General features: G+C 54.0%; 24 protein-coding genes and 1 tRNA gene. 10 read left to right on the top strand and 15 right to left on the bottom strand.

Annotated elements, in window-relative coordinates; genetic code table 11:
• Window positions 1-72: 72 nt before the first annotated feature.
• Window positions 73-966 carry a DUF362 domain-containing protein gene (locus B5F39_RS06890; RefSeq protein ID WP_087365317.1) on the top strand — a complete coding sequence of 298 codons (894 nt, stop codon included), beginning with the start codon at window positions 73-75 and terminating at the stop codon, window positions 964-966.
• A 372-nt stretch (window positions 967-1,338) separates the two neighbouring features.
• Here the strand turns inward: B5F39_RS06890 and B5F39_RS06885 are convergent, their stop codons facing one another.
• Complete coding sequence (locus B5F39_RS06885) at window positions 1,339-2,283, bottom strand: LysR family transcriptional regulator (protein WP_087365315.1); 945 nt, start codon at window positions 2,281-2,283, stop codon at window positions 1,339-1,341.
• A gap of 608 nt (window positions 2,284-2,891) precedes the next feature.
• Between B5F39_RS06885 and B5F39_RS06880 the strand changes: the two genes are divergently transcribed.
• Complete coding sequence (locus B5F39_RS06880; RefSeq protein ID WP_087365313.1) at window positions 2,892-3,809, top strand: DMT family transporter; 918 nt, start codon at window positions 2,892-2,894, stop codon at window positions 3,807-3,809.
• A 477-nt stretch (window positions 3,810-4,286) separates the two neighbouring features.
• Here B5F39_RS06880 and B5F39_RS06875 read toward each other — a convergent pair whose 3' ends face one another.
• Complete coding sequence (locus B5F39_RS06875; RefSeq protein ID WP_143330674.1) at window positions 4,287-5,027, bottom strand: GntR family transcriptional regulator; 741 nt, start codon at window positions 5,025-5,027, stop codon at window positions 4,287-4,289.
• 314 nt (window positions 5,028-5,341) lie between these two features.
• Here B5F39_RS06875 and B5F39_RS06870 point away from each other — a divergent pair, with 314 nt between their 5' ends.
• Genes B5F39_RS06870 through B5F39_RS06855 form a run of 4 tightly spaced genes read left to right on the top strand, consistent with a single transcriptional unit; the run spans window position 5,342 to window position 8,249 of the window.
• Window positions 5,342-6,322 carry a C-terminal binding protein gene (locus tag B5F39_RS06870; RefSeq protein ID WP_158095964.1) on the top strand — a complete coding sequence of 327 codons (981 nt, stop codon included), beginning with the start codon at window positions 5,342-5,344 and terminating at the stop codon, window positions 6,320-6,322.
• Window positions 6,323-6,335: 13 nt separating this feature from the next.
• Window positions 6,336-7,112, top strand: coding sequence for an aldolase/citrate lyase family protein (locus B5F39_RS06865; protein WP_087365307.1), 777 nt, complete (start codon window positions 6,336-6,338; stop codon window positions 7,110-7,112).
• Window positions 7,113-7,114: 2 nt separating this feature from the next.
• Window positions 7,115-7,471 (top strand): hypothetical protein, encoded by a 357-nt coding sequence (locus B5F39_RS06860; RefSeq protein ID WP_087365305.1) that lies wholly within the window; start codon window positions 7,115-7,117, stop codon window positions 7,469-7,471.
• Window positions 7,440-8,249: a hypothetical protein gene (locus B5F39_RS06855; protein ID WP_087365303.1), complete on the top strand. Its 810-nt coding sequence runs from the start codon at window positions 7,440-7,442 to the stop codon at window positions 8,247-8,249. Before B5F39_RS06860 ends, B5F39_RS06855 begins: the two co-directional genes overlap by 32 nt.
• Before the next feature lie 411 nt (window positions 8,250-8,660).
• Here the strand turns inward: B5F39_RS06855 and B5F39_RS06850 are convergent.
• The 9 genes from B5F39_RS06850 to B5F39_RS06805 form a co-directional block, all read right to left on the bottom strand.
• Window positions 8,661-8,745, bottom strand: a tRNA-Leu gene (locus tag B5F39_RS06850).
• Window positions 8,746-8,885: 140 nt separating this feature from the next.
• Window positions 8,886-9,833, bottom strand: a complete 948-nt coding sequence (locus tag B5F39_RS06845; protein ID WP_087365301.1) for an alpha/beta hydrolase — start codon at window positions 9,831-9,833, stop codon at window positions 8,886-8,888.
• Window positions 9,834-10,121: 288 nt separating this feature from the next.
• The gene (gene rplS / locus B5F39_RS06835) at window positions 10,122-10,487 is read right to left on the bottom strand and encodes a 50S ribosomal protein L19 (RefSeq protein ID WP_087365297.1); all 366 of its coding nucleotides are present in this window, start codon (window positions 10,485-10,487) and stop codon (window positions 10,122-10,124) included.
• Window positions 10,488-10,578: 91 nt separating this feature from the next.
• Complete coding sequence (trmD, locus tag B5F39_RS06830) at window positions 10,579-11,832, bottom strand: tRNA (guanosine(37)-N1)-methyltransferase TrmD (RefSeq protein WP_087365295.1); 1,254 nt, start codon at window positions 11,830-11,832, stop codon at window positions 10,579-10,581.
• A 1-nt stretch (window position 11,833) separates the two neighbouring features.
• Window positions 11,834-12,379 (bottom strand): ribosome maturation factor RimM, encoded by a 546-nt coding sequence (rimM, locus tag B5F39_RS06825; protein ID WP_087365293.1) that lies wholly within the window; start codon window positions 12,377-12,379, stop codon window positions 11,834-11,836.
• Window positions 12,363-12,608 carry a KH domain-containing protein gene (locus B5F39_RS06820; protein ID WP_087365291.1) on the bottom strand — a complete coding sequence of 82 codons (246 nt, stop codon included), beginning with the start codon at window positions 12,606-12,608 and terminating at the stop codon, window positions 12,363-12,365. The genes rimM and B5F39_RS06820 overlap by 17 nt, the downstream gene beginning before the upstream one ends.
• Window positions 12,609-12,620: 12 nt before the next feature.
• Complete coding sequence (gene rpsP / locus B5F39_RS06815) at window positions 12,621-12,893, bottom strand: 30S ribosomal protein S16 (RefSeq protein ID WP_087365289.1); 273 nt, start codon at window positions 12,891-12,893, stop codon at window positions 12,621-12,623.
• 75 nt (window positions 12,894-12,968) lie between these two features.
• The gene (gene ffh, locus B5F39_RS06810; protein WP_087365287.1) at window positions 12,969-14,339 is read right to left on the bottom strand and encodes a signal recognition particle protein; all 1,371 of its coding nucleotides are present in this window, start codon (window positions 14,337-14,339) and stop codon (window positions 12,969-12,971) included.
• A 3-nt stretch (window positions 14,340-14,342) separates the two neighbouring features.
• Window positions 14,343-14,687 (bottom strand): sigma factor-like helix-turn-helix DNA-binding protein, encoded by a 345-nt coding sequence (locus B5F39_RS06805; protein ID WP_255376016.1) that lies wholly within the window; start codon window positions 14,685-14,687, stop codon window positions 14,343-14,345.
• 637 nt (window positions 14,688-15,324) lie between these two features.
• On the opposite strand from B5F39_RS06805, the gene epsC reads away from it, so the two are divergent.
• On the top strand, window positions 15,325-16,044 hold the full coding sequence (gene epsC / locus B5F39_RS06800; RefSeq protein ID WP_087365283.1) for a serine O-acetyltransferase EpsC: 720 nt from the start codon (window positions 15,325-15,327) through the stop codon (window positions 16,042-16,044).
• Window positions 16,045-16,653: 609 nt separating this feature from the next.
• On the opposite strand, the gene dctP is transcribed toward epsC, so the two are convergent.
• The 4 genes from dctP to B5F39_RS06775 form a co-directional block, all read right to left on the bottom strand.
• Window positions 16,654-17,634, bottom strand: a complete 981-nt coding sequence (gene dctP / locus B5F39_RS06795) for a TRAP transporter substrate-binding protein DctP (protein WP_239391152.1) — start codon at window positions 17,632-17,634, stop codon at window positions 16,654-16,656.
• 1,188 nt (window positions 17,635-18,822) lie between these two features.
• Complete coding sequence (locus B5F39_RS06785; protein WP_087365277.1) at window positions 18,823-19,050, bottom strand: malic enzyme-like NAD(P)-binding protein; 228 nt, start codon at window positions 19,048-19,050, stop codon at window positions 18,823-18,825.
• Between the two features lie 377 nt (window positions 19,051-19,427).
• On the bottom strand, window positions 19,428-20,750 hold the full coding sequence (locus tag B5F39_RS06780) for an L-serine ammonia-lyase, iron-sulfur-dependent, subunit alpha (protein WP_087365276.1): 1,323 nt from the start codon (window positions 20,748-20,750) through the stop codon (window positions 19,428-19,430).
• A 401-nt stretch (window positions 20,751-21,151) separates the two neighbouring features.
• A complete protein-coding gene (locus B5F39_RS06775; RefSeq protein ID WP_087365274.1) occupies window positions 21,152-21,703 on the bottom strand; it encodes an XRE family transcriptional regulator in 552 nt (183 codons plus the stop codon).
• A 278-nt stretch (window positions 21,704-21,981) separates the two neighbouring features.
• On the opposite strand from B5F39_RS06775, the gene B5F39_RS06770 reads away from it, so the two are divergent.
• From B5F39_RS06770 to B5F39_RS06760, 3 genes are all read left to right on the top strand, one after another.
• Entirely contained in the window at window positions 21,982-23,103 is a 1,122-nt protein-coding gene (locus tag B5F39_RS06770; protein WP_087365272.1) for a hypothetical protein, read from the top strand.
• 96 nt (window positions 23,104-23,199) lie between these two features.
• Window positions 23,200-24,423: an NAD/NADP-dependent octopine/nopaline dehydrogenase family protein gene (locus B5F39_RS06765; RefSeq protein WP_087365270.1), complete on the top strand. Its 1,224-nt coding sequence runs from the start codon at window positions 23,200-23,202 to the stop codon at window positions 24,421-24,423.
• A gap of 204 nt (window positions 24,424-24,627) precedes the next feature.
• Entirely contained in the window at window positions 24,628-25,092 is a 465-nt protein-coding gene (locus tag B5F39_RS06760; RefSeq protein WP_087365268.1) for a C-GCAxxG-C-C family protein, read from the top strand.
• Window positions 25,093-25,423 lie beyond the last annotated feature (331 nt).

Here is a 25,423-nt window from a genome sequence, read left to right as displayed (position 1 = left end):
GAATGACGATGAACCCCCGTTGTTTTCCCTTGTCAGTTAGACAACTACAAACAGCCGAAAGGAGAGACAGGAATGAAAAGCGTAAAAATTATTGCGGCGGCAGCCGCGGCGGCGCTCTGCGCGGGCGCGGCCTTCGCTGCCGAGCCGCCGGCGGTATATTTCACGAAGGAAATAACGCCCGACTCGATCGTAAAGGTCTACAAGGCTCTCGGACGCAAAGCCGAGGGGAAGAACGTCGCCGTGAAGATAAGCACCGGAGAGCCGCCGAGCAGCAACTACCTGCGCCCGGAGCTGATAGAAAAGCTCGTGCGCGGGGTGAACGGCACGATAGTCGAGTGCAACACCGCCTACGGCACGGCGCGCAGCGACGCGGAAAATCACATGAAGGTCGCAGAAGAGCACGGATTTACAAAGATAGCGAAGGTGGACATACTGGACGCGGAGGGTGAAACGGCCCTCCCCGTGCGCGGCGGCAGGCATCTCAAGGAAAACTTCGTCGGCTCGCACTTCGGGAATTACGATTTCTACGTCATTCTCTCGCACTTCAAGGGGCACGCGATGGCGGGGCTCGGCGGCGCGGTCAAGAACATCTCGATAGGGCTCGCCTCCGGGCACGGCAAGAGCGTCATACACAGCAACGGCTTCATCGAGTCGATGGCGGAGGCGGCGAAGTCCGTGACTGACGCGCTCGGCGATAAAATCCTCTACATAAACGTTATGAACCGCCTATCCGTAGACTGTGACTGCGACGGGACGCCCTCCGAGCCTGAGATGCACGACATCGGCGTGCTCGCCTCGCTCGACCCCGTGGCGCTCGACCAGGCCTGCGTCGATCTCGTCCGCGCCGCGCCCGACGGAGCCGCGCTCGTCGAGCGCATGGAGTCGCGCGACGGCCCTCGCACGCTCGAATACGGCGAAGAGATAGGGCTCGGCAGCAGGAAGTACAAGCTTATAAGTCTGGACTAAGCCGCTTCTGACGGCGTAACAGCGCAAAGGCGGATACGTTTAGCTCAAAGAAGAAAAACCGTCGCGCCGGACTTGTGAGGCCGGGCGTCCGGCGGCTTGCGCCTCTAACGGCCACATGCCTCTGACGCCGCCGGTTCCGGCAAAGCAACGGTGAAATTCAAAAAGTCCGGCGGCGCGCGCGAAACTTCACGCAGCCGCTGAACGGCGTAAGGCGCGCCGTTTCTCCTTAAGCGCCGCTAAACGTCCGTAAATATTCACGCGGCGTCCGGCCGCCTTGACTTCGCCAGATTTTCGGAAGTCCTGGACGGCGGACGCCGCGTCGTTTGTGAAACGCCGCTTGCGGCCGGCGCGCGCCGCTCCTCTCGCCCCGGCCTACGCGCTCGCAGGCTCCGTCTCCGCCTTCACCTTCGCCACGGTCTCGCGCAGTTTTTTCACAAACAGCTCGTCCTCGGAGGTGAAACGGTAATTCCTGCGGAAGATGAGAAAGTCGCGGAAAGCGTTGTCCGCGTCGCTGCACCGCTTCTGTACGAGGCCGAAGCGGTCGAGCGTCTCGCGCGGCATCGGAGAGACCCATATATAAGTGGAAGGCACGCGGCAGAGCAGCTCGAACTGTATGCCGCGCTCGTAGACGGCTATCTTTTTCTTTTTCTCGTGCTTCTGCGCCAGCACGCGCGCCTCGGAGACCGGCATCGCGGGAATCGAATTGTCGTCGTGGACTATCTCCGTATATAGGCGCAGCTCGCCGTATTTCAGCTCGGGACGGCGCGCGAGCGGGTGGGCGCGCGACATCAGCGCAAGGTACTCGAACTCCCACACCGGCTCGCATCCGAGCGAGCGCTCAGCAAGCGCGCTCAGGAAGTATTTTTCGTGCTCTCTCTGGCAGCGCAGTATGCCGAGGTTCGATACGGCGTCGCCGACGTCCTTTATGACCTGCGTCGAGTTGGTCTCGCGGTATTTAATGTCAAGCCCCTCCGCGTCGTCGAGCTCCGCCGCGAACTCCGTGAAGGCGAAGGCCGCGTAGCTCGCGCGCGGCAGCGAAAGGCTGAACTTTTTTACGCCGGAGGGTTTATAGAGCGCTTCGAGCTCGTCCACCTGTTCGAGGATGCGGCGCGCGTATTCTATGAACTGCTCGCCCTGCTCCGTCGGCTCGACGCCCTTCGGCGTGCGGCGGAATATGGTGATGTTCATGTCGTCTTCGAGCTCGCGTATCGCCTTGCTTAGATGCGGCTGGCCCATAAAGAGGTTTTCCGCGGCCCGCGATATCGAGCCCGTCTTCGCCACCTCTACCGCGTAGCGCAGGTGTTGTATGTTATTCATAAATTTATCCTCCGGTCGTTATTCTGGCGCTCTCTTAATAATAGCAGATAAATTAAAAAAATGTGTCCCGGTTTTATAAAAAAGGAAATATTTTTCCATTTCTTTTTTAAGCCTGGACGCGCGGATTTTCGGCGCGGCCCGGCCGGGAAAATACAGCTGCAAGCCCTATAAGCAAAACGTATGGTGCCGCGTCTGACACTGCGCGTCAAACCACACCGACGCAAAGCCGCAGCCTGTATAGTGCTTAACTTTTATATAAAAACGACTTCGTTCCGCGAATCTTCTGCGCGGAACCTCCGTCCTAAACACTGAGGCTAAAACAATGCGATATAGCCACAAAAGCTGCCGCTGGGGACGGGACGGAGGCCCCGCAGATCCTGCCCCGCTTCATCGGACACAGGGACGTTGCGGGGCGACATATATTTTTTTATAAAAGTTAAAGAACTATAACGCCTCCCAGCGGACGCGGCGTCCGTCGGCTCCAAGCCCGCGTATCCCGCGAGGCCGCCAACGGCCGCGTTTCTTAACAGGAGGCGCGAGGCGAGGCGGAACGCGCCGTGAAGCTGTATAATCTTCGCGTTATATTTCAAGTTGGGACGGTGTCGTCAATGCCGGAAAAGGATGAAATCTCGGGACAGCGCGCTCCGCGCGCGGCGGATTACGCGATGGCGCTATGCGCCGTAACGATATGGGGCGGGAGCTTCGCAGCGGTCAAGTACGCGCTCGCGCAGGCGGAGCCGTCGCTGATACTTTTCATACGCCTCGCTATGACCCTCCCCGTGCTCGCGCTCGGCTGCGCCGCGTCGCGCGAGCTGCGGCTGCCCTCGGCGCGCGAGGCTGCGCTGCTGGCTTTTCTTGGTTTTCAGGGGATTTTCTTCCACCAGGGGATACAGGCTGTAGCGATGAAGACGGCGGGCGCGGGCAACGCAAACTGGATGATGGTCGCGTCGCCGGCGGCCGTAGCGGCGCTTGGCTGGATATTCCTCAAGGAAAAGCTGTCGCGCGGAGCCGCCGCCGGGCTCGCGCTGGCCTCGGCCGGAGTCGCGCTCGTGCTCGCCGCCGGGACTGTGAAAGAGACGGCCGAGGCTTCGTTCGGCTCGTGGGGCGATTGGCTGATGCTCGCATCGGTGCTGAACTGGGGCGTCTTCCTAGTCGTCTCGCGCCGCTTCCTCAAACACGACATGCCGCCCTCGTTCTCAATCTTCTGGGAGCTGGTATTCGCCGCGCTATTCGCCTTCGCCGCGACTCTCGCCGTAGGAACCGACTACTCCGTCGTCCCGTCGTTCACGGCCGGCACATGGACGGCCCTCGTCTTCCTCGGCGCGCTATCCTCCGGCCTCGCCTATCTTTTCTGGTACAGAGCTCTTTCCGCCATACCGGTGGCGCGTCTGACGGTGTTCCAGTTCCTCCAGCCCCTCGCAGGCATGGTCATATCCTACCTGCTGATCGGCGAACGCTACACGATATGGCTCGCGCTGGGAGCGATGATGATAACGGCGGGCATCTGGCGCGTGAACCGACGTTAGTTTTTTGTAACGATAACTCAACACTTTGCCTGCCTCCGTTCCTCAATGCAGCGCCGTCTGGCTCTATCTCATTATGCATGTTTTACACTGCGCGCCCCATTACGGCGCGTCGAACTATGACGACGGCGGCTTGGACTACGACATGGACGCTCAGGCAACGGAGATTCTTCACACTGCAAAGCCGCTTGAATTATGGAAACATGCATTACGGCAATTCGCTCTACATGCGCTAGAAACGATTTGACACACCAGACGACCGCGCTCCATGCGAAGCTCCACGCAATGCTGCAGCTGGCGGCCTAGAGCCGCTTCTCAACGGGCGCGCTGACTTTCTGCCGTAAAACTCCGCTCATACGCAGGACGCATAAATTACAGCCAGGCTTGCAGGAAGATCCGTCGTCCGCCGGATTTTCACATACGTGGCTCCTATTACGCAGCTCCGCAAATGAATTCTGCACTGATAACACAGCGCGGAAGCTATAAATCTATTGCAGAATTATCGAGTGTTTTGAAAATATCGTAGTTTACCATATTCGGAATGACCGCTATGGTCTCGGCCATCCTAGAGGCGTCCTGCTGTGCCTCCACCTTTGCGCAGTGCGACAAATGATTTTTCAGCGCGTGGAAAATAGCGCCGTGACATACGTACGTGTTCCGAAGCATATCCTCTTTATCCGGATAGACGGTCATCGAGTAATACCTGTACCTCAGCAGGCTAGGGCGGATGACCGCGTACATCGACTGCAAATACGGGTTCCCGCACGACTTATATATGATCGCGTGAAATTTGTCGTCGATGATAGCAAATCTGTAGAAAGGCTCTTCTCCGTGAAAAGTTTCAAATTGTCCGAGCAGGTTTTCCATCGCGGACAAATCCTCTTTCATTATCCTTTTCGCGGCAAGCCCCGCCGATTCCCCGTCGATTTCAAAGCGCGCGAACGCGAGATGCTGCAAATCTTTCTTGGTGATAGTCGAAACCTGCGGCTTGCCGTCATGCGTTTCGACCAGCCCTTCCATAACAAGCTGTTCAACGGCGCGCCGCACCGGAGACCTGCTGACCTCAAGCTCCAAAGCTATGCGGCTCTCCATGAGTTTTTCACCCGGGGGCAGCTTCAAGGTGATGATCTCGCGCTTGAGATATGAGAACACCGCCTGCCACAGCGGAGTGAACGGATTTCTGTCCAAAACTTTCTGGATATATTCTCTCGGAGACGGCAACGCAAAAACCTCCCTCTTACCGCACGCGCACGCTGCCCTGTCATACGGAGTTCCCGCGCCGCGCCGAAGCGTGTAGTCCAATATCTTATAAAAAACCTAACTGTTCTCATAATACCACAAAGCCATAAACATATTGAAATATTGTGAGTTTTTTAATTAAACATTTAACCTCATGCACTAATATGCGATGTCTTTTCAGAATACACGGAAGCTTCCAGCGCGCCGCCGCCTGTCTTTTATTTGATACACATTTCGCGCGCAACATAGAATAAATGCCAGCGGCAAGCCATACAACCCAAAAGGAGGAATTTATTATGAAAGTCTGTCTTGTGGACTCCGACTTTTTCGTCGGATACGATTACGCAATCGAAAAGAAGCTCCTCGCCGAAAACGGCATAGAGCTCGTGCTCGAAACTTGCGCGAACGAGCGGGACGTTATAGAACGCTGCAAAGACTCGGACGTGCTGATGACGGTGCTCGTCAAGCTCAGCGCCGAAGTCATGGACGCCTGCCCGAATCTGAAAGGGCTCGTCCGTTACGGGATAGGCGTCGACGCGATAGACATAGAGGCGGCGAACAAGCGCGGCCTGCCCGTCTGCAATTTCACCGACTACTGCATCCCGGAGGTGGCGACGCACGCCTTCGCGCTCATTCTCGCGCTCTCGCGCAATCTTCTGCTCTTCGACAAAAACGTCCGGCAGGGGCTATGGTCGCGCGGCCCGAAAGGGATCCCGATGCGCCGGGCGAGCAGCAGGACGCTCGGCCTCGTCGGCTTCGGAGCCATCGCGTGCCAGCTCACCGCCTTCGCCAAGCCGATGGGCTACAACGTGGCAGCCTACGACCCGTTCCTACCCGACGACGTTTTTGAGAAACATGGCGTGAAACGCCTCACGAAGGACGAACTGTTCGAGCAGGCCGACATCATCTCCGTCCACACCCCGATGACGCCGGAGACGCGCCACATGATAGACAAAGAGGCGCTCGCGAAGATGAAGGACGGCGTGATCATCGTAAACACCGCGCGCGGCCCGATCATCTGCGAAGCCGACCTCATCGAGGCTCTGAAATCCGGTAAGGTCGGAGCCGCGGGGCTGGACGTCGTCGAGTTTGAGACGATAACGTCGAGCGACCATCCGTACGTCTCCATGAACAACGTCATACTAACGCCGCACGCGGGCTACGACGGCGTCGAATCGACTGAAGAGCTCCACGAAAAGGCGGCGAAGACGGCGGTCACGCTGTGCCGCGGAGAAATCCCCTACAACACGATAAACAAAAAGGCCATTGCGAAGTAAAGGAGCGAATACGATGAAAAACTTGCTGAAAGAAAAACTGCTCGCCGGCGGCAAAGGGATTGGGACGTTTTTTGAGATAGGCGGCTCGAATGCCGTCGAATGCCTCGGAGCTTCGGGGCTGGACTTCTTCATCATAGATTCCGAGCACGGCCCGTTCGAGCCGGAAAGCTCGGCGGACCTCGTGCGCGCGGCATGCCTGCGCAATATCACGCCGCTCGCGAGAATCAAGGACTGCAGCCGCCCGTCGGTGCTGAAGATGCTCGACATAGGCGTCCAGGGGCTCGTCGTCCCGTGCGTGGAGTCGGTGCAGGAGGTGCGCGACCTCGTCGGCTACGCGAAATATTACCCGGTCGGCAGCCGCGGCGTAATGTGGGGGCGCGACGCGATATGGGGCGAAGCGGACTACGCGAGTAAAGGGCTCACGCCGTATTTCGAGACCTGCAACAGCGAAACCCTGCTGATTCCCCAGTGCGAGACGGCGGGATGCCTCGCAGGAATAGAAGAAATAACGCATATCGAGGGCGTCGACGGAATATTCATCGGCCCGTTCGACCTTTCCGCCGCGCTCGGAAAGCCCGGAGAATTCGGCACGCAGGAGTTTAAGGACTCAATCGACAGAATATTGAAGGCATGCAAAGAGACCGGAAAATTCGCGATGCTCTACACCGGAGACGCGAAGTCCACGCGCGCCTACTTTGAGCAGGGATTCGACGCGGCTGCGGTGTCCCTCGACACGAAATTCTACATCAGCGCATTCAGGAATCTTGTAAGAGACATCAGGGAGGGATAGCGATGTCAGGCGGCACGCTAAAAGGGTTAATGGGGCCCGTATCCGTTGCGTGCGTCTGGTTCGGCACGCACATAGGGCCCGGCTTCGCCAGCGGCGCGCAGCTCGTGCAGTACTTCGTCGGCTACGGGTGGCTCGGCGTCTACGTCGGCCCCATCGTCCTGATGATAATCAGCTCGTGGATAGTCTATTACGTTCTTGAAACATGCAGGTTATATCAGGTGTACAACTACCACGATTTCTACAACGTCGTGTTCGGAAGATACAGAAAAATCTTCGTCGCCTACAAGGAGCTCGCCGTTCTGCTTTCGAGCATCGTCATAGCCCTCCATGTCCTACGCGAGCGGCGGGGCGCTGCTTGAGACGCTCGGAATCCCCTTCTTCATCGGCGGGCTTACCACCGTCGTCGTGGTCGTCGCGCTGCTGCTGTTCGGTGAAGCGCTCGTGCGCCACGCCTCGACGGCTATCACAGTGGCGCTGGTCCTCATGGTTCTCGCCATCGGCGTCAAAGGCGTCGGCCCGTCGTGGCCCGCAACGCACGAGTACATAGCCGACAGGACGATGAACGCCTCGTACGGCACGGTGATCCTCAACATCGTGCTCTACATAGCCATTTTCTGCTCGTTCATCGACTCCGGCATGGCGACCTCAAAAGGCGTAATAAAAAGCAAACGCGACTCGCTCGTCACGGCGGTCCTCGGCTCCGTGCTCGTCGGCGGATGCACGATGATAATGAACACGCTCTTCGCCTCGCAGATGCCCGGGGCTCTCACCGACAGCCTGCCGGTCGTCACCGCGCTCAAACGCATAGGCATGGGGACGCACTTCCATCTGATTTACGTAACTCTCGCCATGCTCGCCGTACTCAGCACAGGTGTTGGTTTCATGTGCGGCACGGTGGCGAGGTACGAAGGCGTCGTGTCGTCGAAGCTGAAGGTAGGCAGCGTCGCATCGCGCTTCCTGATAATAGCTTTTTTCATGGTCATAGCGATAGCGCTCGGACAGTTCGGCATTCTCGCGATAGTCAACTGGGGCTACAAGATTTTCCTGTCCTACATGGGCGTTCCCGTGATCTACATCCCGTTCATGTTCATACTGCCCTACTGGGTACATAAAAAATATAAAGCCGGACAGCTGTAACCGAAACGAACGACGAATAAAAACCGGCCGCGCGTCTGTGGAGTTTCCAGAACGCGCAGCCGGTTTTTATGGCAGTTTAACTAAAGACAAGAAACATTTACAATAATTCAACTTTACACTAAACATTATGCCGCCCCGCAAATCTTCTGTGCCCAGTGAAACGGGGCAGGCTCTGCGGGGCCTTCGTCCTATACTCAATAGAATCCATTATAGCTGCATAGCTTCATTCAGCCTCTGTGTTAGTGGCGGAGATTCCAGCCGGAAGATTGCCGAAATGACATAAATGTTTGCTGTTTTAGTTAATTCACTATATTTTTCTTTTCCGCCTCGTACGCGGCGGAAAAGAAAAATAATATCAAATAATAAAAAAGAGGCCAACCTTTCGGCTGGTCTCTCGAGGGTTTTTAAAAATGGTGCCGGAGACGAGAATTGAACTCGTACGGGTTGCCCCACACGCCCCTCAAACGTGCGTGTCTACCATTTCCACCACCCCGGCGCTCAACGCAAAAAAGTATATAAAAAGTTCGGCGTTTCGTCAAGCCTTTTTAGAAAGATTTTTTAGGATTTTTTCAAACGGGTTTTGCAAGGCCGCTAAGCCGCGGGCGAAGAGGCACAAATATTCTTTTTCTCCGTTTTTCACCGGCTTTCCCGCCAGTCCTGCGCGGCTGATTTTTTCAGGCAGTCCTGCATGAAGTCCCACGCGAGGGCGCATACTTCCGGCGTCCAGAATTCCGGGCCGCAGTGGCCGGCTCCGGCTATCAGGTACAGGCGCGCCTCTTTGCCGCAGGCGCGGAGTTTTTCGTAGAGTTCTACGCTTTGGCGGACGTTCGCGGTGCGGTCTTTGGTGCCGTGGAAGATGCAGACTGGCGGGAGTTTTTTGTCCGGCGTTATGTGGGTGACGGCGCTCGCTTTCGCGGCGAGTTCCGGGTGTTCCATGACGTACACGCCGCCGAGGAGTTTCCCTTCGGGGCTTTTGGGCGTGTGGTGGCTCGTGGTCGTCGGGAATCCGTCTTCCATGAGGAGCGTGACCGTGCCGTAGTAGTCGAGCACGCCGCGCACTTCGGCCGAGACGCCCGGGAAGAGGCTTTCGTCCATGTCGCCGCCCTCTTCAGCTATGGCGCAGAAGACGGCGGTGTGTCCGCCGGAGGAGTCGCCGCCTACGAATATTTCGTCAGGGTTTACGCGGTATTCTTCAGCGTGGGCGCGCATGTAGCGCACGGCGTTGCGCGCGTCGCTTATCTGCGCGGGGAATGGGGCCTGTCCCGTGTGGCGGTATTGGGCTATCGCGACCGCGCAGCCTTTTTTCACGAGCTCGTCCACGGCACAGACGGACATGTATAAATCCTGTTCTTTCCACGCGGAGCCCTGCACGTAGACGAGGCAGGGATGTTTTTTGTCCGGCTCGTTCCGCGTTACGGGGAGCAGTATGTTGAGACGCAGCGGCACGCCGTCCGGCGCGGCGTATTCGACTTCGCGGACGAAGCGCACGCCTGTTTCGTCCCCGGTGGTTTCGACGCGGACGGCCCCTTCAGGCGTTTCCGTGTATTCAGGAAATTCTTCGTAGCTCCATTTTTTGACTTCCATCTGACGCTCGCCTGCCTGTCTTGTGTTTTCCGCGATAAATTATATTATTTGGGCTGTCGGTTTGGGAACGGCGAATTTCGGCGCGCGGACGCGCTGGCGGTAAAGCGCCGGGGCGCGGCGGCCTTTTGCGGCGAAGGCGGCGTCATGACACATGGACGGAGCCGGTTTTTTCGCAAACTCCGGAGCGCGCGTTTCTCTTCTGCGCGACGCGGAAGGGCGGCGGCGCGCGCGCATGAAAAAAGCCTCTCCGCGATGGAGAGGCTTTTGCGTTTTCCGTAGTGATACGGGTTATTTGTCGAAGTCTTTGCGCTCTTTGATGCGCGCGGCCTTTCCGCTGAGTTTGCGGAGGTAGTAGAGCTTCGCGCGGCGGACACGGCCCTTGCGGGTCACTTCGATTTTGTCGATGCTCGGGCAATGGACGGGGAATATTCTTTCCACGCCTACGCCGTTGGATATTTTGCGGACGACGAAGTTTTCGCGGAGACCGCCGTGCTGGCGGCCGATGACTACGCCTTCGAAGACCTGTATACGGCTGCGGTTTCCTTCCACGACTTTGACGTGGACTTTGACCGTGTCGCCGGGGCGGAACTCGGGGATGGAGCCTTCCGCCTTATGGTATTTTTTCTCTACCAGAGCAATTCTTGGATCCTGCATGAGGTTTTCCCTCCTTTTCGTAATTGTTTTATTTTTTCATCTTTTACGGCGTTTTCGCGCCGTTGGTCTGTTGCTTAAGCCCGCTTCGCCGTCAGCGCCAGCCGAAGAAGCGGTCGAGCGTTATGCTCACGGCGCTGCGCACGGAGAGGTGGTTCCAGCCGTCTTTGCCGCCTGTTATGGGCGTCATTACGGCGTCCGCCACGTCCATGACTTCGTCGTGGAGGCCCCAGCCTGTCCCGAATATGAATACGGGGCTGTGGTCGCGCCGCAGTATTTCGCGCTTGAGCGTCAGCCAGTGCTGCGCGCCCTCGTGCCGCTTCGCCGTCGTCGCTATCTTGAACACGGGCTTTTTTTCTTTCTCTTCGGCCCAGGCGAGCGCCTTCTGTACGGAGGCGAATATCTTGAGCGTGGAGAAAGCCTCGCGTCTGTCGGGGTTGTAGTCCGCGCCCCAGCCCGAGGTCCAGTGTCCCGCGATGCGCTTCGCCATTTCGCGCTGCTGCGCGATGGGCGTGACGAGCAGGTATTTCTTTATTCCAAAGGTGCGGCAGGCGCGCGCGATGTCGTGCAGGTCCATGCCGGTTATAGCGGTGGACGATTTTTCGCCGCGCTTGTCGAGAACCGGATAATGCACCTCCATCACGTACGCGCCGCCCGAGAGCCACGGAGCGAGGCTCGCACGCGACGTCACGTCGGGCCGCCTGTCGAGCGTGCGCTCGACGGACCGCCGCCGCCTCCAGCGCTCGATGGCCTTCGCGTCCCCGTTCAGAAGCACCGCCGGCACATGCTCGCCGCGCCATTCGGCCGGGCGCGTGTAGTGCGGCGTGTCGAGCATTCCGCTGTAGAAGGAGTCTTCTTCGACGGAGCTTCCGCTGCCGACGACGCCTGGAATCAGCCGCGACACGGCGTCCACTATCGCCATCGCGGGCATTTCGCCGCCCGTCAGCACGAAGTCGCCGAGCGATATTTCCATATCGACGAACTTTTCCGTGAAGCGCTCGTCCACGCCCTCGTAGTGGCCGCAGACGATGACGAGGTGCTCCTTCCGCGCGAGGTCTTCCACGAGCTCCTGATGGAGGCGCACCCCCTGCGGGCTCGGGTAGACGACGTAGGGCTTTCCGCCGCCGGAGACCGATTCAACCGCCTTGGCCAGCGGTTCCGCCATGAGCATCATGCCGCCGCTGCCGTAGCAATAGTCGTCTATCTGCCGGTACGAACCCTCCGAAAAATCGCGGATGTCCACGACTTCGGCTTCGAGCCTCCCCGCCGCTATCCCGCGTCCCAGGACGCTCGCGGCGAGATAGTTGCGCATCAGCTCTGGAAAGGCCGTGATGACGGTTATTTTCATCTCAGTCCCACAATCCCTCTGGAATATTCACTGTCATGGTGCCGCCCTCCACGTCTACGGAGACTATCGCGTCTCCTACGGCGGGGACGGGCTTTTCCTTACCGTCGGGGGTCTTTACGACGTAGACGTCGTTGCTGCCGGTCTGGATGATTTCGCTCACCCGTCCGAGAGTCTCCCCCGTCGTCCCGTCGAGGACCGTCAGGCCGATTATGTCGTCGAGCCAGTATTCGTCCTCTTCGAGCTCGACCCTTTCGTCGTCCGGTACGGTGACCGAGGCTCCCTTCAGCGCTTCGGCGGCGTTTCTGTCGTCTACGCCCTGAAGGTGCAGGAAGAACGTGTTCTTCCCCTCGTAAGGCTCAAGCCTGCGCACTTTCCAGCTCTTCACCGGCTTGCCCGGCAGCGATATGTCGAGCGTTTTCATGCCTACGAAGCGCTCCGGGAAGTCCGTCAGCGGTATCAGAAGCATGTCCCCGCGGACTCCGTGCGCCGCCGCTATTTTGCCTATCTCGCACCGTCCTTCGAGAAAAGGATCAGTCTTCTTTGACATCGACGTCCACCTTTTCGCCCGACTTTATCGAGGCCGCCTTCGCAACGTGGCGGATGGCGTTGATGGTGGAGCCTTTCTTGCCTATCACGCGGCCCACGTCCTCGGAGTCAACCCTTATCGTTACGAGTATGACCCCGCCGTCGGAACGGTCCTCTTCGACACGGACCGCCTCCGGCTTCGTGACGAGCCTGCGCACTATCAGATCAACCAGGTCGACATAATTCGCCATGATTTATCCGCCCTATTCCGCTTCGGCCGCCGCGGCGGGAGCGTCGATGACTCCGGCCTTCCTGAGCAGCTCCTTCGCCGTGTCCGACGGAGAAGCGCCGTTGCCGAGCCAGAACGCGGCGCGTTCGGCGTTTATCTTGATCTCCGCCGGGTCCACGAGCGGGTTGTAGGTCCCGAGTATCTCTATGAAACGGCCGTCTCTCGGAGAATGAGAGTCCGCCACAACCAGACGATAGAAAGGAGCCTTCTTTTTCCCGTGACGGGAAAGACGTATACGTACTGACATTTTGCGTTAACACCTCCTGTGTCTATTCTTTTAATGCTTTATTGAAAACGGAATCATATCCGGCTCAATCACAATTTAACGGAAGAAGCCGCGCTTGCCGCGCCCCATCCCGCCAAGGCCGGGCGGCATACGGAAGCCGCCCTTGCCTCCGGCCATCTTGCCGAAGGTCTTCATCATGCCCTTCATCTGCTCATACTGCGCCAGCACCTGGTTCACCATCTGCACCGACGTGCCGGAGCCCTCCGCTATCCTGCGGCGGCGGCTGCCCTTGATTATCTCGGGGTTGCGCCGCTCCTTCGGCGTCATCGAAAGTATGATCGCCTCGGTCTGCTTCATGCGCTTCGGGTCAATCTCGGCGTTCTTCAGAGCCTTCGCCGCGCCCGGAATCGGCAGCATTTCGACTATTTTTTCAAGCGGCCCGAGCTTCTTTATCTGCTGGAGCTGCATCAGCATATCTTCGAGCGTGAAGCGGTTTTTCTTCAGGCTCTCCGTCATGCGCTCTATGTCGGCCTCGGAGGTGGCGGACTGTACCTTTTCGAGCAGCCCCTCCATGTCCCCCATGCCGATTATGCGCTGCGCCATGCGCCGCGCGTCGAAAACTTCGAGATCTTCCGTCTTTTCGCCGCAGCCCGCGAGCTTTATCGGGACGCCCGTGCTCGCGCGCACCGCGAGCGCGGGGCCGCCGCGCGCGTCGCCGTCGAGCTTCGTCAGCACGACGCCGGTCAGTCCGAGGCGCGCGTGGAAAGTGTCCGCGACGTTGACGGCCTCCTGCCCAGTCATGGAATCCACGACGAGCAGGATTTCCGTCGGCTCCATAGCCGCCTTCATAGTCTCGAGCTCCTGCATCAGCTCGTCGTCCATCTGGAGACGGCCGGCAGTGTCGAGCAGGATCATGTCGCAGAGGTGAGACTCTGCGTAAGCGCGCGACTTGCGCGCGACGGCGACGGGGTCGGTCTCGCCCGGCTCGGGGCCGAAGAACGGGATGTTCGCCTTCTCCGCTAGCACGCGGAGCTGATCCACCGCAGCGGGCCTCCGAAGGTCGCAGGCCACTACCAGCGGCTTGTGCCCCTTCGACATACGGCGCGCTATCTTGACCGTGGTCGTCGTCTTACCGGAACCCTGGAGCCCGACCATCATATAAATAGTCGGCGGCTTCGGCGAAATCACGAGCGGCGCCGGGGCTTCGCCCATGATCTTTATAAGCTCTTCGTAAACTATCGTGAAAATAAGCTGCGACGGCGTGATGGAATCCAGCACCTCGCGCCCGGTGGCGCGCGCGCGTATCGCCTCGACGACGTCCTTGACGACCTTATAATTGACGTCGGCCTCGAGAAGCGCGCGGCGCACCTCGCGCAGCGCGAGATTTATATCCTCTTCGGACAGCTTTCCCTTGCCGCGGAGGCTCGCGAAAATATTTTCAAAACGTTCTTTGAGCGAATCAAACACCGGCTATCCCTCCAGCAGCTTCATGAAATCTCTGTAAAAATCCTCGGGCAGACGCGATTTGTTCTCGTCGAGCGCCCGCCGCATGGCTTCAAGTCTGTTCCGCATCGAGACGAGGCCGAAAGAGCTTTCGCAGTCCTCCATGTGCTCGCGCGCGCGCGCGACGAGGTCGTGAACCCCCTGCCGCGAGACGCCGAGCGACTCCGCCGCCTCCGCGAGCGAAAAATCCCGCATCAGGATCATGTCGCACGCCATCCGCTGCTTCTCCGTGAGCCGCTGCCCGTAAGTATCAAACAAAAGCACGTCCCGAACGCGCTGATTCAGAGAATCCTTCTCCGCCAAGGCAGCCACCCCCAGTCAACTATGGGATTATACAGGGCGATGAGAGAAGTGTCAAGGAGAAAAACTTTACAGCAATGGGCGCAGCTTTTTCACACCGCACTCCGAAATGCTGCGGCATCAAGCGGCGCAAGCTTTCGCTCGCGTTTTATTTTCCGTTCTCAGAACGACATAGCCCTCCTCAGCGTTTGGAACGGTACATCGAAAGTATATCTTTCTTATTTCTATTCTTTATCGATTTTTCCACGTCCCTCCGTCTGGTACTAGAGTTCATGCGCAAGCTCCGTCCATATTGTCTGACGACGGCCCTCACGAACTTTCCAACCTGCGCGGCGCCCCAGAGTGCGGCGGACTGAGCAGCTCTTCCCATGACTATTCTTTTCTGCCGCCGGACAGATGACAATCCGCCTTCCTTATCCAGGCTTGCCAACGCGCCATATTCGTTATAGAATAAGCGCTATGAGTACGATATATACGATCCGCCTCTTTAATATCGTCTGTTGTCGCCGCACGGATTTATAAACCGCGCGGACGGCGAGCCGCGCGCATAGGAGCGCGGCCCGGGGCGGAACAGCATAACCGGAAATCGTAATATTTTTGTGAGGGCCTGCGAAAGCAGGCTCTCTTTTTTTATTCAGGAGGGACGCACATGAACGCATTGAGGATGATCAGGAGCGACTATCTCGCGGCTAAGAGGAACGACCCGTCCATAGCCGGCGGCGCGCGCGGATTTTTCGAGGTCGTCCTCTGTACGCCGGGCTTCCTCGCCGTGACAGCGTACCGCGGGCTGCATTTCATGCACTCGACGCTGCATATTCCCGTGCTTCCGCGGCTGCTTTCGCTTTTCGTGCGCTGGTGGACGGGCATAGAGATACACCCGGCCGCCAAGATAGGCCCAGGACTTTTCATCGACCACGGAGCGGGAGTCGTCATAGGCGAGACGGCGGAGATCGGCGAGAACGTCACGCTCTTCCACGGCGTCACGCTCGGCGCGACCGGCAACGAACGCGACCACAAACGCCACCCCACGCTCCGCGACAATATTTTCGTCGGAAGTGGCGCGAAGATACTCGGCCCGATAACGATAGGCTCGAATTCAAAGATAGGCGCGAACAGCGTCGTGCTGCGCGACGTGCCGGAAAATTCGACGGTCGCCGGCGTCCGCGCGCAGGTGGTGAAGATAGACGGCGTTCCTACGCGCCGGACCGGCGGCGAAGCCTACACGGCGGAGCTTGAGGCCCGGCTGGCCCGCCTTGAGGAAGAAGTGCGGCTGCTGCGCGCGGAACGCGACGCGGCCGGCGGCGCGGCGGCGATGCGTTTTTCAACGAGCGCCGGGCACGGACGCGGCGTCTATTCCGCAAGACAGTAGCCGCCTCAACCGACGGCCACGGCTGGCCGCATACGAATAGCGCGGCCTGCGGCTGTAATTTTTGCGGCGCGCCGTGAAGCGGAATGCGGCGGTGGTACGTCGTGCGCGCGGATGTGGTGCGAGTTTACTCTGATTGTACCGGCAGGGGGAAACAGCCGAAGTTACCGTCATTCCGCGCCTGGCGTAAAACGCCGTTCGAGTCATCGGACGGAACGAACGGAATATTTTAATTTCATCGACTTTTTGCCGGCAGACGCGGAATCTCACCGCGTTAGAACACGCGGCGGCTCGCGGCGCAGCGGCAAACAGACTGTGACGGGCCCGGTACGGCGCATTACGGCTTTTTCCCAAAAGCAAAACGATCATACTAAATAGTCAAGCAAACGCCGTCCCGTGAATATTCTTGCACGCAGGCCCCCGCACGGGTCTCCGGCCGCGGAGTCGAGGTCATGAGCTTCTACTGTGTCTCCGCTTAGGCGTCGGAAGCGCAAGGAGGGCGGCGGCGTTCCGGCCCGGTTGCGATAATTCCCGCGTACGTTCGTCATACGGCGTAAAAAAGCGGCCCTTTAAAAAGGGCCGCTTTCGTTTTTGATTTGTTGGGGCAAGGGTTTATTTCCCGAGGTTCTCTCTGAATTCCTTCATAAGTTCGGGGGTCATGCCGCGCTCGCCAAGCTTTTCCCAGGTGGTGATGCAGGCTTCCTTGATGGGACGGAGCTCTTCTTCGCTGTAGGTGAAGACCTGGATGCCCTTCTTCTTCATGAGGTCCATGTACTTCATATCCTCAGCCTGGGCGGTGTCGATGGACTTGATGGTGAAGTTCTTCGCGGCTTCCTGGAAGATCGCCTGCTCTTCGGGGGAGAGCTTCTGCCAGGACTTTTCGCTGATCATGAGCGGGAGGTACTCCATCGAGTAGTTAGTGGCGTACCAGTACTTGATGACGTCGCCGAGGCTCGTGTAGACGGCGGCCGTAGCCATCGCGTTGACGGAATCGCAGACGCCGGTCTGGAGCGACTGATAAACGTCGGCCCACGGAATGGTGATGGTGCGGAAGCCCATCGCCTGAGCGCCGAGCATGTAGGTGTCCATGTTCGGAACGCGGGTGAGGACGCCCTTGTCGACTTTCGGGTTGAGCGGTTCGTTGAGGGGCTTCGTAGAGCCGACGCCGATCATGCCTTCGACGTAGGAGCCGAGGACGCGGACGCCGAGGGCGAGGCCGAGTTCGTTAAGCTTGTTCGGGAGCCACGCGCCGGGGGCGAAGACCTTCTTGGCCTCGTCATAGCCGCTGACGTATCCGTTGATGTAGACGAGCTCGAAGCGGGGGTCGAAGGAGCTCGCGAACGAGGTCACCGACATATCGACGGTGCCGCGTATGAGCTCTTCCATTACGAGCGTGTAATCGCCGAGCTGGCTGGCGGGATAAACTTCGATTTTAACGTGTCCGTTAGTCTTATCAGCGATTTCCTTCGCAAAATCCTGCATCATCTTAGTGCACTGATGCTCGACCGGCTGCTGCCCGGCGAAGCGGAACACTATCTGATCCGCAGCGAACGAAGCCGTAGCCATCATCGCAAGAACAAGTACCGATGCCATAAATACTGCTAATTTCTTCATTTTGTGCTCTCCCTTCAGATTCTCGCTTTTTATAATTACGGCCCCCCGAGGCCGCAAAAGCCGCTTGTTAGAAGATACGAAAATAAGTAAGCAATTCTACTAACTTTAATGTAAAAGATATATCAGAACTGCCGCGATGTCAATGTTTGAAGCATTGGATAAGAAAATAAAAAATATTTTTTAAAATTTTGTATCATATTAGCGGGTGAAAAACAAAATCTTTATTACGGGACGCAAGGCGTCCGCAAAGCGCGCGCGCACCTGCATCAGCCCGCACAGCTCGTTCGGACGCGCTTCCGAGGCGTGCGAGGATGCCCGCTCGCGACACGGCGCATGCGGCGTAAACGACGCGGGAACGATGATCTCCCTTTCTCAGAAAATCAAAGTCGTTCAATGACAGGTCTGCATATACCGAAGCCTCTGATATATCAGACTGGAAAGAGCCCCGCCCCTTTTCCGTTTGAACGAGTGAGAAAACCGCCGCCGCGCGCCGGCTCCGCTTGCGCTTCCCGTCGTGCCGCCGTGAAAATAAATCTTATTGCTTCGGCACAGCCGTGGTCAGCCGTACGGGCCGTCATATACCGCGCTGACACATCGCGATATATGATTTTCTGGCATAGATCACAAAAAACCAATCGCGAGCTAGAATGAAAAAATACTCCGCCTGCCGGACATATATCGAAATGCGCCCGCTGTGAATGCGCTTTCTTAATCTCATATGGATGACATGGTTGATTGACTTATTTTTGAACAGCAATCAACTAAATACAGAGAACAGAGTCTCCGTCATGCCGTGCTTGGTGCAGCACGCCGCCCGCACAACGTGATAAAACGCGTAGTCAATGCATGGCGCGTTTCCCGGCAAACATCGGCCCCAGATCATTGAAATCCATGCGCGCACCCAAAACAGCGCCGTGGAGCACCTGGGGCAGCCAGATATGGCATGACAGGCGTCATTTCCTAAAGCAAAACGCCATACGTCCGCCCCAACTGATCGAGCGGCTATGTTACGTCGTGCCTTATTTTTGCAACGACTGGCCGCAGCATAGAACGGAAAACTGCGTTCTCGACGGCGGCATCTCGTTGTTCTTCGTTTCGTACGTAAAAATTCCGCATCAGGCGACCGCCCGTCCTTATATCATCGCTACGCTGCTATTGCGCGCGGCTTCAGCAACCGCCATTCGATACGTGCTCGCAGACGCGCAGGGCGAAAGCGGCGAGAATGATGAACTCAGGGTTGGACTCATCGTCTCCGACAAGATTCGCAAGAGCTATAGCCGCGGCTATCTTCATACCATCGTTTATGTCGCTCGCACGCACGTCCAGAGCGCCGCGGAAAATCCTCGGGAAGGACAGAACATTGTTGGTCTGGTTGTAGAAGTTGCGGTGTCCCATACCGATGAACCGCGCCGGCCTCAATCGCGAGCGCCAGCATGCTCTCTGGCGTCGGGGTCACCATAGTAAAGAGGATGGGCTTTGATGCCATAGTACGTATCATATCCTACGCGACGGCGCCAGAGGCGGACACGCCGATAAATACGTCCTCAGACAATAAAAAGTGGCTCCGTTGAAACTTCAGAGCCACTCAAGTTATAATTTGTGCAATATCTTAGTAGCGATTGACTTTCTGCCTGTGTATAAAGCAGATATCGCTTTTCATTGCGCAAAGAATGGGTCGTGCATTTTGTTATAATACACAAGCCACCTTTTGTCTAAAATATTTTTTATAAATTATACTTCTCACTGTGATATATCGCGTATATGCTTTCCAATTAGCAAATTGTCTTCTGTTCCTGCTTAATTTTCCAAACGAACTCGTCTGTATGACTCATAGTATCTTTCTGTAGACGATAGATATTATCAATAGTCACATCTGCAGATTCATGAACTATGCCTTCTGTCGGACCGGTAGCAATCCCCTGTTCTGCCAGCAACATAGCGTGGAGAGTTGCAAATAATCCGGTATATGCGCGGAATGCGCAGCTCGGTTTGGCGCCGTCACATATAATCCCAGCCTGATTCCCCAGGCTAGTACGGACGATGTCATTCAGAACATCAGCAGAATCGCCTCTTAAGTACGCAACGCCGCAGGCAGCGGCCGCAGGCGCTACTCCTCCGCAATAGCACTCCGGAGAGAGGTGCGCATATTCGTTAGAACGATAATCCAAATAGATATTCATCAGATTGGATAGTGTCACCGCTCGAATAATCTTCTCTTCGGACTCTTTTCTCCATTCGCCTGCCGCCATAGGAGCCATGGTGCAAATGATACCTTGGTTACCGCTGCCTGTATTGCTCATAGCCGTATAGCTTGTGCCTCCCATACGAGCATCTAAGCCGGCGATAGTCCAAGCCAATGTGTAATTGAATTCGTCTTTCGCCACCAGTCCCTTTTCCATATTCTGCATTAAAACACGTCCGCACTGCATCCCAAGAGGATTGTCCATGCCATCCTGACAGATATCCTTCGTCAGTTTCATCGCATAGCGGATATGGCCTAATTGCTCTAAATCCACAGTATTACAAAATTCTACAATTTTAGGAATTGTGAGAATGGATTTATCTACATTGTTCTTTTCTAAGGCTTCAGTGACTGGGTTTATATCCCTAGTATCTAAAATAACCTTTCCATCTGCCTCAATATAGCAAATCCCGTTATGTTCGTTCTGCAAAATAACTGTAGCGTTATGCTCATCTGTGACTATGTTAGTAGAAAGGTAAATCGACGGGACATCAACTTCCAACTCTTGGGTGAACGTACCTGCCGCCTGCAGCCGCTGCGATAGTTCCTCTGCTTTCTCCAGATCAGCGTCTGTGATCTTGGTCAAAACCTCCATATCGTCGTCTGGGTTCCCGGCGACTACACCCATGGCTGTTGAGATAAATCCGCCATGACGGCCATGAGAATTAGGAATAAGTACGGCTTGGACACCGGTCACCATCAAACCGGATCCTTTTAGATGAATTTCTTTAATTTCGCCAGGGGCGTATCTGCGAGCAAGAGCCGCCGCTAAAGCGAATGCCATTGGCTCAGTACAACCGCATGCCGGAATCAGTTCTTTTTCCAATAACTGCAGATAGATATCTTTTTTCATTTGGAAAGTCTCCCTTCTTCAACTTAAATTCTCGTGCGCGCGTTAATCATAAAAATGCTATGAGGCAATAATGCCTCTTATCGTTATATCCACCATATAACGACTTTGTTCGCGATAACGGACGCTTGATATGTAAAATACTCCTGCTCTTTCCCTCGCTTTCACAATAACATCTTGAGCGTAGGATGTCAACAAAAATATTTATTCAAAGTTATCTTTACAGCGATCAACTTATAATCCAATGGACGTCGAAAGTTTGTGGCAAACCGACATCAACGCAGCGGCAATATACAACTTTTTTAAGTGAGACTATATAAAAAATTAAAGAAGGAGCGTTTCGATAACATATTATGAAGAGAAACAAAAATAGGTTTCTAAATCTTTAAATTACAAAATCAGTGTTAATTATAACTAACAAGTGAACAAGATATTACTGTTGTCTCTCCATTATTAATATAACGGTGAGGCATCACAGCCTCAATTGAGATCGCACTGCCTTCCGGAATGCGATAAGAATTTGTCCCTATTACAATTTCTAGCTCACCCTGAAACACAAATACAAGTTCAGATTGGCTATTACGATGTCCATCAGAAATATAATTGCATCCAGGACGAAAAATACAATAGAAAAACTCGTAACCACTCTTGGGAGAAAATGGCGCCATACAATAAATCTCAGCTAAATGAGACTTATCCCGCAATGGCACCATGTCGTGGATCGAACGAATATCGCACAACCTAGCCGCACTTGTATCTAATAGCGTATCGAACTTTATTTTTAAGCCGTTAGCAATTTTCCAAACAGTCGATATTGTTGGAGTAGACTCATTGCGCTCAATTTGGCTCAGCATTGTTTTACTAACGTTGGTGAGGCGAGATACCTCACTGAGACTCAGATTCATCTGTTTTCTCAATTGCTTCAGGTTATCGCCAATACCTGTAAATTCGTCCATAAGTACAGCTCTTTTCTCTTCCAGTGAAATAGTAAGCGTAGATTAAAGTAACGTTAATGCGTAATTATTCAGCATATATGACCGCCCGGTGTACTATACTATATTTCGACAAAGTAATCAATAACATAAGTTGATTGACAAAAAATAATTTGTATTTTATACTTCGTTTTGTACACTATAACGGATGAAAGTACGATATTAAGAATATTTTCTGCTCTTTTCCTCCACATGTAGGTTCTTTCCCTCAAAGACCTAAATTAATTTGGAGGCGATGTTTGATGGAAAGCTGTAAAAAAATGGGCTTTGCGCTGATTGTTAATACTACAGGTGCCATTTTAGCCTACTTAATAGGCGCTGGCTTTGCAAGCGGCCAAGAGATTATGCAGTATTTCTCTAACTGGGGTTCGATCTTTGGTGTTTTTGAAATAGGGATCATATTCATAGTTTTTCTCACAATGACCTACATCAGCGTTGGCTATATTGGACGAACGCGAGAAGCCAGTAATGTTAATGAACTCTACGAGATTATCGGCGGAAAATACCTAGGAAAGCTTTTTAGCTTTTTCGTTTGGGCTTATAACCTGGGTTGTTACTTCTTCATGATTTCTGGTTTCGGCAATACACTTAACCAGCAGTTCGGTATTTCAATTCCTCTTGGTAGCGCGATCGCAGTCATAATTTCAGTCGGCACTGCTCTTCTTGGCCTGAGGAAAATGGTAGATATCATAGGAAAAATTGGACCCGTTGTTGTCGGTTTCTCCTTAATTTTAGGCGTTATATCAGCGTTTTTAACTTTCCCACACCTTAAAGAAGGGGTTGAACTCATGCAAAGCGGTGCGGTGGAAGTAAATCGTGCGGGACATAGCATACTTCTTTCAGCCATCTCTTATACTGGTACGTGCATTTTGCTGCCAATGGCTTATGTCGCGCACTTGGGACACGACCTTCGCGACTACCGATATAAAGATACAAAGAGTATATTTATGGCTGGTGCCGTTCTATATACAGCTTGCTGTATTATTCTGGCACTAAATTACATCGGCAAGATTGAGGAATGCGCTATAGCAGCTATACCCAATTTAGTTCTTGCCAACCAGTTCATTTCCGGCATGGCCGTTGTGTTCTCAATTATAATTATGCTATCCATTTATTCTACGATGTGCCCAATTCTTTGGACTTGCGCTTCCACAATCTGGTCTGATGAAAAATCAATGCCTTACAGGCTGTTTATCGTAATATGTGGTGTCGCAGTCTACTTCATTACACTGTTTGTGCCATACGAGATGCTCATCAATTACATCATGACATACTTTGGGTACGCAGGAGCATTCAGCGGGCTAGTTACAATCATCCGCTTTTTCATGCTCTGGAGTCAGGATCGCAAAGCGGTGCAAGCTTAATCTCATTTTTCATTAAATAATCATTTTTTGCTCAATCTTTCATGGGCTGTCAGATACATACCATAGCCTGTTTATTTTTCGAAGGAGGTAATTTATATGTCTATTATTGCTGTGATTGGTGCCGGAAATGGGGCTCATGCGTTGGCCGCTGATTGTAAATTAGGTGGCGCTGAGGTAAGAATGTACGAATTCACAAAATTCAATAATAAGGTCAAAGGTATCCAGAAAAGCAAGCGCATCCGACTCGAAGGCCTTGAAATGAACTACAAGAATTTCAAGAGAAACGGTACGGCAGTGTTGGATATGGTAACTTATGATATGGCGCAGGCAGTTCACGGTGCAAATCATATTTTGATTTCGGTTCAGGCTCAGGGGTTCCCCAGCGTATTTGAGGAACTAGCACCTTTACTCGAAGACGGACAGACAGTCAGCATTTTTCCTGATAACTTTGGTAGTTTAATTCTCAGACGTATCATGCGAGATAAGGGCATTACCACAAAGGTGATCATTGCCGGTTATGATTCCTTAGTATATGGAGCGCGGCTGGTAGACTTCAATAATTTAGAAACAGAAACTGACGTGGTAAACATTACCTATAGGGAAAATGAAATACGAGTTGATACCTTCCCATCTAGTGACTACGAAGAATATCTGCGTGTATCTAAAGAGATTCCAGCTTTAGACGCAACAGAATTGATTCATGGTGACACTGTCCTGGACATCAGCATTTCTAACGTAAACCCGTTACTTCATATTCCGGCTGTAGTAATGAACGCCGGAACGATTGAAAATTGGGGCGTAATTCCCAACCTGGGCGACAAAGATATCTACTATGACATTTATGCATTTGGGTGTTCCCCAGCCGTAGGTGAAGTGCAATATGCCTATTACGAGGACCTAGTCAACATCACAAAGGCATTCGGCGTTGGAATTTGCCCTGTAGAAAAAGATGCTTTAACATCGTCCAGAATGGGATTGATCGGGCAGTTCTTCTATGGTCCGGATTTCAGGTATCCTTTCGACCAGCCACTTGACCTTAATACATGGCTTCCTGCTCCTAAAGGAACGCGCTTTGAATTAAATTCACGCTATATTACCGAAGATGTACCTGTGGGATGTGTAACTGCAATCAACTTTGCAAAAGTCCTGAATGTTGACACGCCTGTTCTTCACGCAATGACAAACTTGAGCAACGTCATGATGAAAACAAACTACTATGCAGCAGGTTATACACTCTCCGATCTCGGACTGGATAACATGACGGCAGAAGAAATAGTAACCTTTATGCGCAGCGGGAAAAATGTTAATCTTATAAACTGACAGTTTGTTACAGGCACCGAAAACTACATTTGTTCCTTGATGATAACAACTTTGCCCAAATTGTTTTCGGTGCTTGCTTTCTTCAAGATCAAGGATCAAACGTTTATAGTTCCTAGATAGCAAAAATCCCCACATAACGTACAATATAACGAAAATTTGAACATTTAGCTTCTTAAACAAAAAATAGAAAGAAGGACGACAAATATGGAGAGGACGAGAGAATATATTCCGCCAGATGAATTAATGTATGGATTTGACCATGGCATCAATTGTGCCATGTACGTCTTTGGGACCTTAGCCCCAAAACTCGGCTTTGATACAGCACAGGCTCGTCGAATCGCGGCTTTGATAGGAGGTGGCATGGGACGATCAGCAACTTGTGGATGCGTTACGGGGGCATATATGGCTTTAGGATATAAATTTGCTAACGATCAATTAGGTGATGTAGAGCGTCTGAATCATGCCAAAAGTATACGTCAAGAATTTAATCAACGTTTCATTGAGAAATTCGGCAGCTTAGACTGTAGTGACATATTGAACGGGCTGAAAAATTGCGATTCGAATGACCTAGCAGAAATTCAGAAGCGAGACTTATACAGAACAACATGTACAAGAGCTATTAATTTCGCCTGCACTCTCACAGACGAACTAATACAAAAATATCAATAAACGATATACTAATTAGCCGTCCCTGAAAAACAGCCGTTTCAGTTACCCAATATCACATGAGCCTAACAATCCGCAGCCCCCTTTTTTCTGCGGATTGTCTGTATAAGACAAAATATAAACAAAAAGATCTCAGGTAGTTCAGGAGCTTTTTGAGGTTGTACGGTGGGGGACGGAACGGACCTCTCGAGATTCTTTTCACGGCAACAAGCCAAAAAGGGCTCCCGGCGCAGGGGGGAGATTCCTGTAGATATAAATATAATATAAAGCGAGAGAATAAAGCGAGAGAGGGACGGCCTAAGGCCGTCCCTCTCTCATTCAACTAATTCCGGCG

The sequence above is a fragment of the Cloacibacillus sp. An23 genome (genome assembly GCF_002159945.1).
Taxonomy (GTDB): domain Bacteria; phylum Synergistota; class Synergistia; order Synergistales; family Synergistaceae; genus Caccocola.
Note: the sequence above shows the minus strand (reverse complement) of the source record. Positions and strands in the feature narration are given on the sequence as shown.

Excerpts from the sequence above, each read along its gene's own strand:
- B5F39_RS06890 (WP_087365317.1), top strand. The coding sequence starts at position 73 with ATGAAAAGCGTAAAAATTATTGCGGCGGCAGCCGCGGCGGCGCTCTGC.
- B5F39_RS06885 (WP_087365315.1), bottom strand. The coding sequence starts at position 2,283 with ATGAATAACATACAACACCTGCGCTACGCGGTAGAGGTGGCGAAGACG.
- B5F39_RS06880 (WP_087365313.1), top strand. The coding sequence starts at position 2,892 with ATGCCGGAAAAGGATGAAATCTCGGGACAGCGCGCTCCGCGCGCGGCG.
- B5F39_RS06870 (WP_158095964.1), top strand. The coding sequence starts at position 5,342 with ATGAAAGTCTGTCTTGTGGACTCCGACTTTTTCGTCGGATACGATTAC.
- B5F39_RS06865 (WP_087365307.1), top strand. The coding sequence starts at position 6,336 with ATGAAAAACTTGCTGAAAGAAAAACTGCTCGCCGGCGGCAAAGGGATT.
- B5F39_RS06860 (WP_087365305.1), top strand. The coding sequence starts at position 7,115 with ATGTCAGGCGGCACGCTAAAAGGGTTAATGGGGCCCGTATCCGTTGCG.
- B5F39_RS06855 (WP_087365303.1), top strand. The coding sequence starts at position 7,440 with ATGTCCTACGCGAGCGGCGGGGCGCTGCTTGAGACGCTCGGAATCCCC.
- B5F39_RS06845 (WP_087365301.1), bottom strand. The coding sequence starts at position 9,833 with ATGGAAGTCAAAAAATGGAGCTACGAAGAATTTCCTGAATACACGGAA.
- rplS (WP_087365297.1), bottom strand. The coding sequence starts at position 10,487 with ATGCAGGATCCAAGAATTGCTCTGGTAGAGAAAAAATACCATAAGGCG.
- trmD (WP_087365295.1), bottom strand. The coding sequence starts at position 11,832 with ATGAAAATAACCGTCATCACGGCCTTTCCAGAGCTGATGCGCAACTAT.
- rimM (WP_087365293.1), bottom strand. The coding sequence starts at position 12,379 with ATGTCAAAGAAGACTGATCCTTTTCTCGAAGGACGGTGCGAGATAGGC.
- B5F39_RS06820 (WP_087365291.1), bottom strand. The coding sequence starts at position 12,608 with ATGGCGAATTATGTCGACCTGGTTGATCTGATAGTGCGCAGGCTCGTC.
- rpsP (WP_087365289.1), bottom strand. The coding sequence starts at position 12,893 with ATGTCAGTACGTATACGTCTTTCCCGTCACGGGAAAAAGAAGGCTCCT.
- epsC (WP_087365283.1), top strand. The coding sequence starts at position 15,325 with ATGAACGCATTGAGGATGATCAGGAGCGACTATCTCGCGGCTAAGAGG.
- dctP (WP_239391152.1), bottom strand. The coding sequence starts at position 17,634 with ATGGCATCGGTACTTGTTCTTGCGATGATGGCTACGGCTTCGTTCGCT.
- B5F39_RS06785 (WP_087365277.1), bottom strand. The coding sequence starts at position 19,050 with ATGGGACACCGCAACTTCTACAACCAGACCAACAATGTTCTGTCCTTC.
- B5F39_RS06780 (WP_087365276.1), bottom strand. The coding sequence starts at position 20,750 with ATGAAAAAAGATATCTATCTGCAGTTATTGGAAAAAGAACTGATTCCG.
- B5F39_RS06775 (WP_087365274.1), bottom strand. The coding sequence starts at position 21,703 with ATGGACGAATTTACAGGTATTGGCGATAACCTGAAGCAATTGAGAAAA.
- B5F39_RS06770 (WP_087365272.1), top strand. The coding sequence starts at position 21,982 with ATGGAAAGCTGTAAAAAAATGGGCTTTGCGCTGATTGTTAATACTACA.
- B5F39_RS06765 (WP_087365270.1), top strand. The coding sequence starts at position 23,200 with ATGTCTATTATTGCTGTGATTGGTGCCGGAAATGGGGCTCATGCGTTG.
- B5F39_RS06760 (WP_087365268.1), top strand. The coding sequence starts at position 24,628 with ATGGAGAGGACGAGAGAATATATTCCGCCAGATGAATTAATGTATGGA.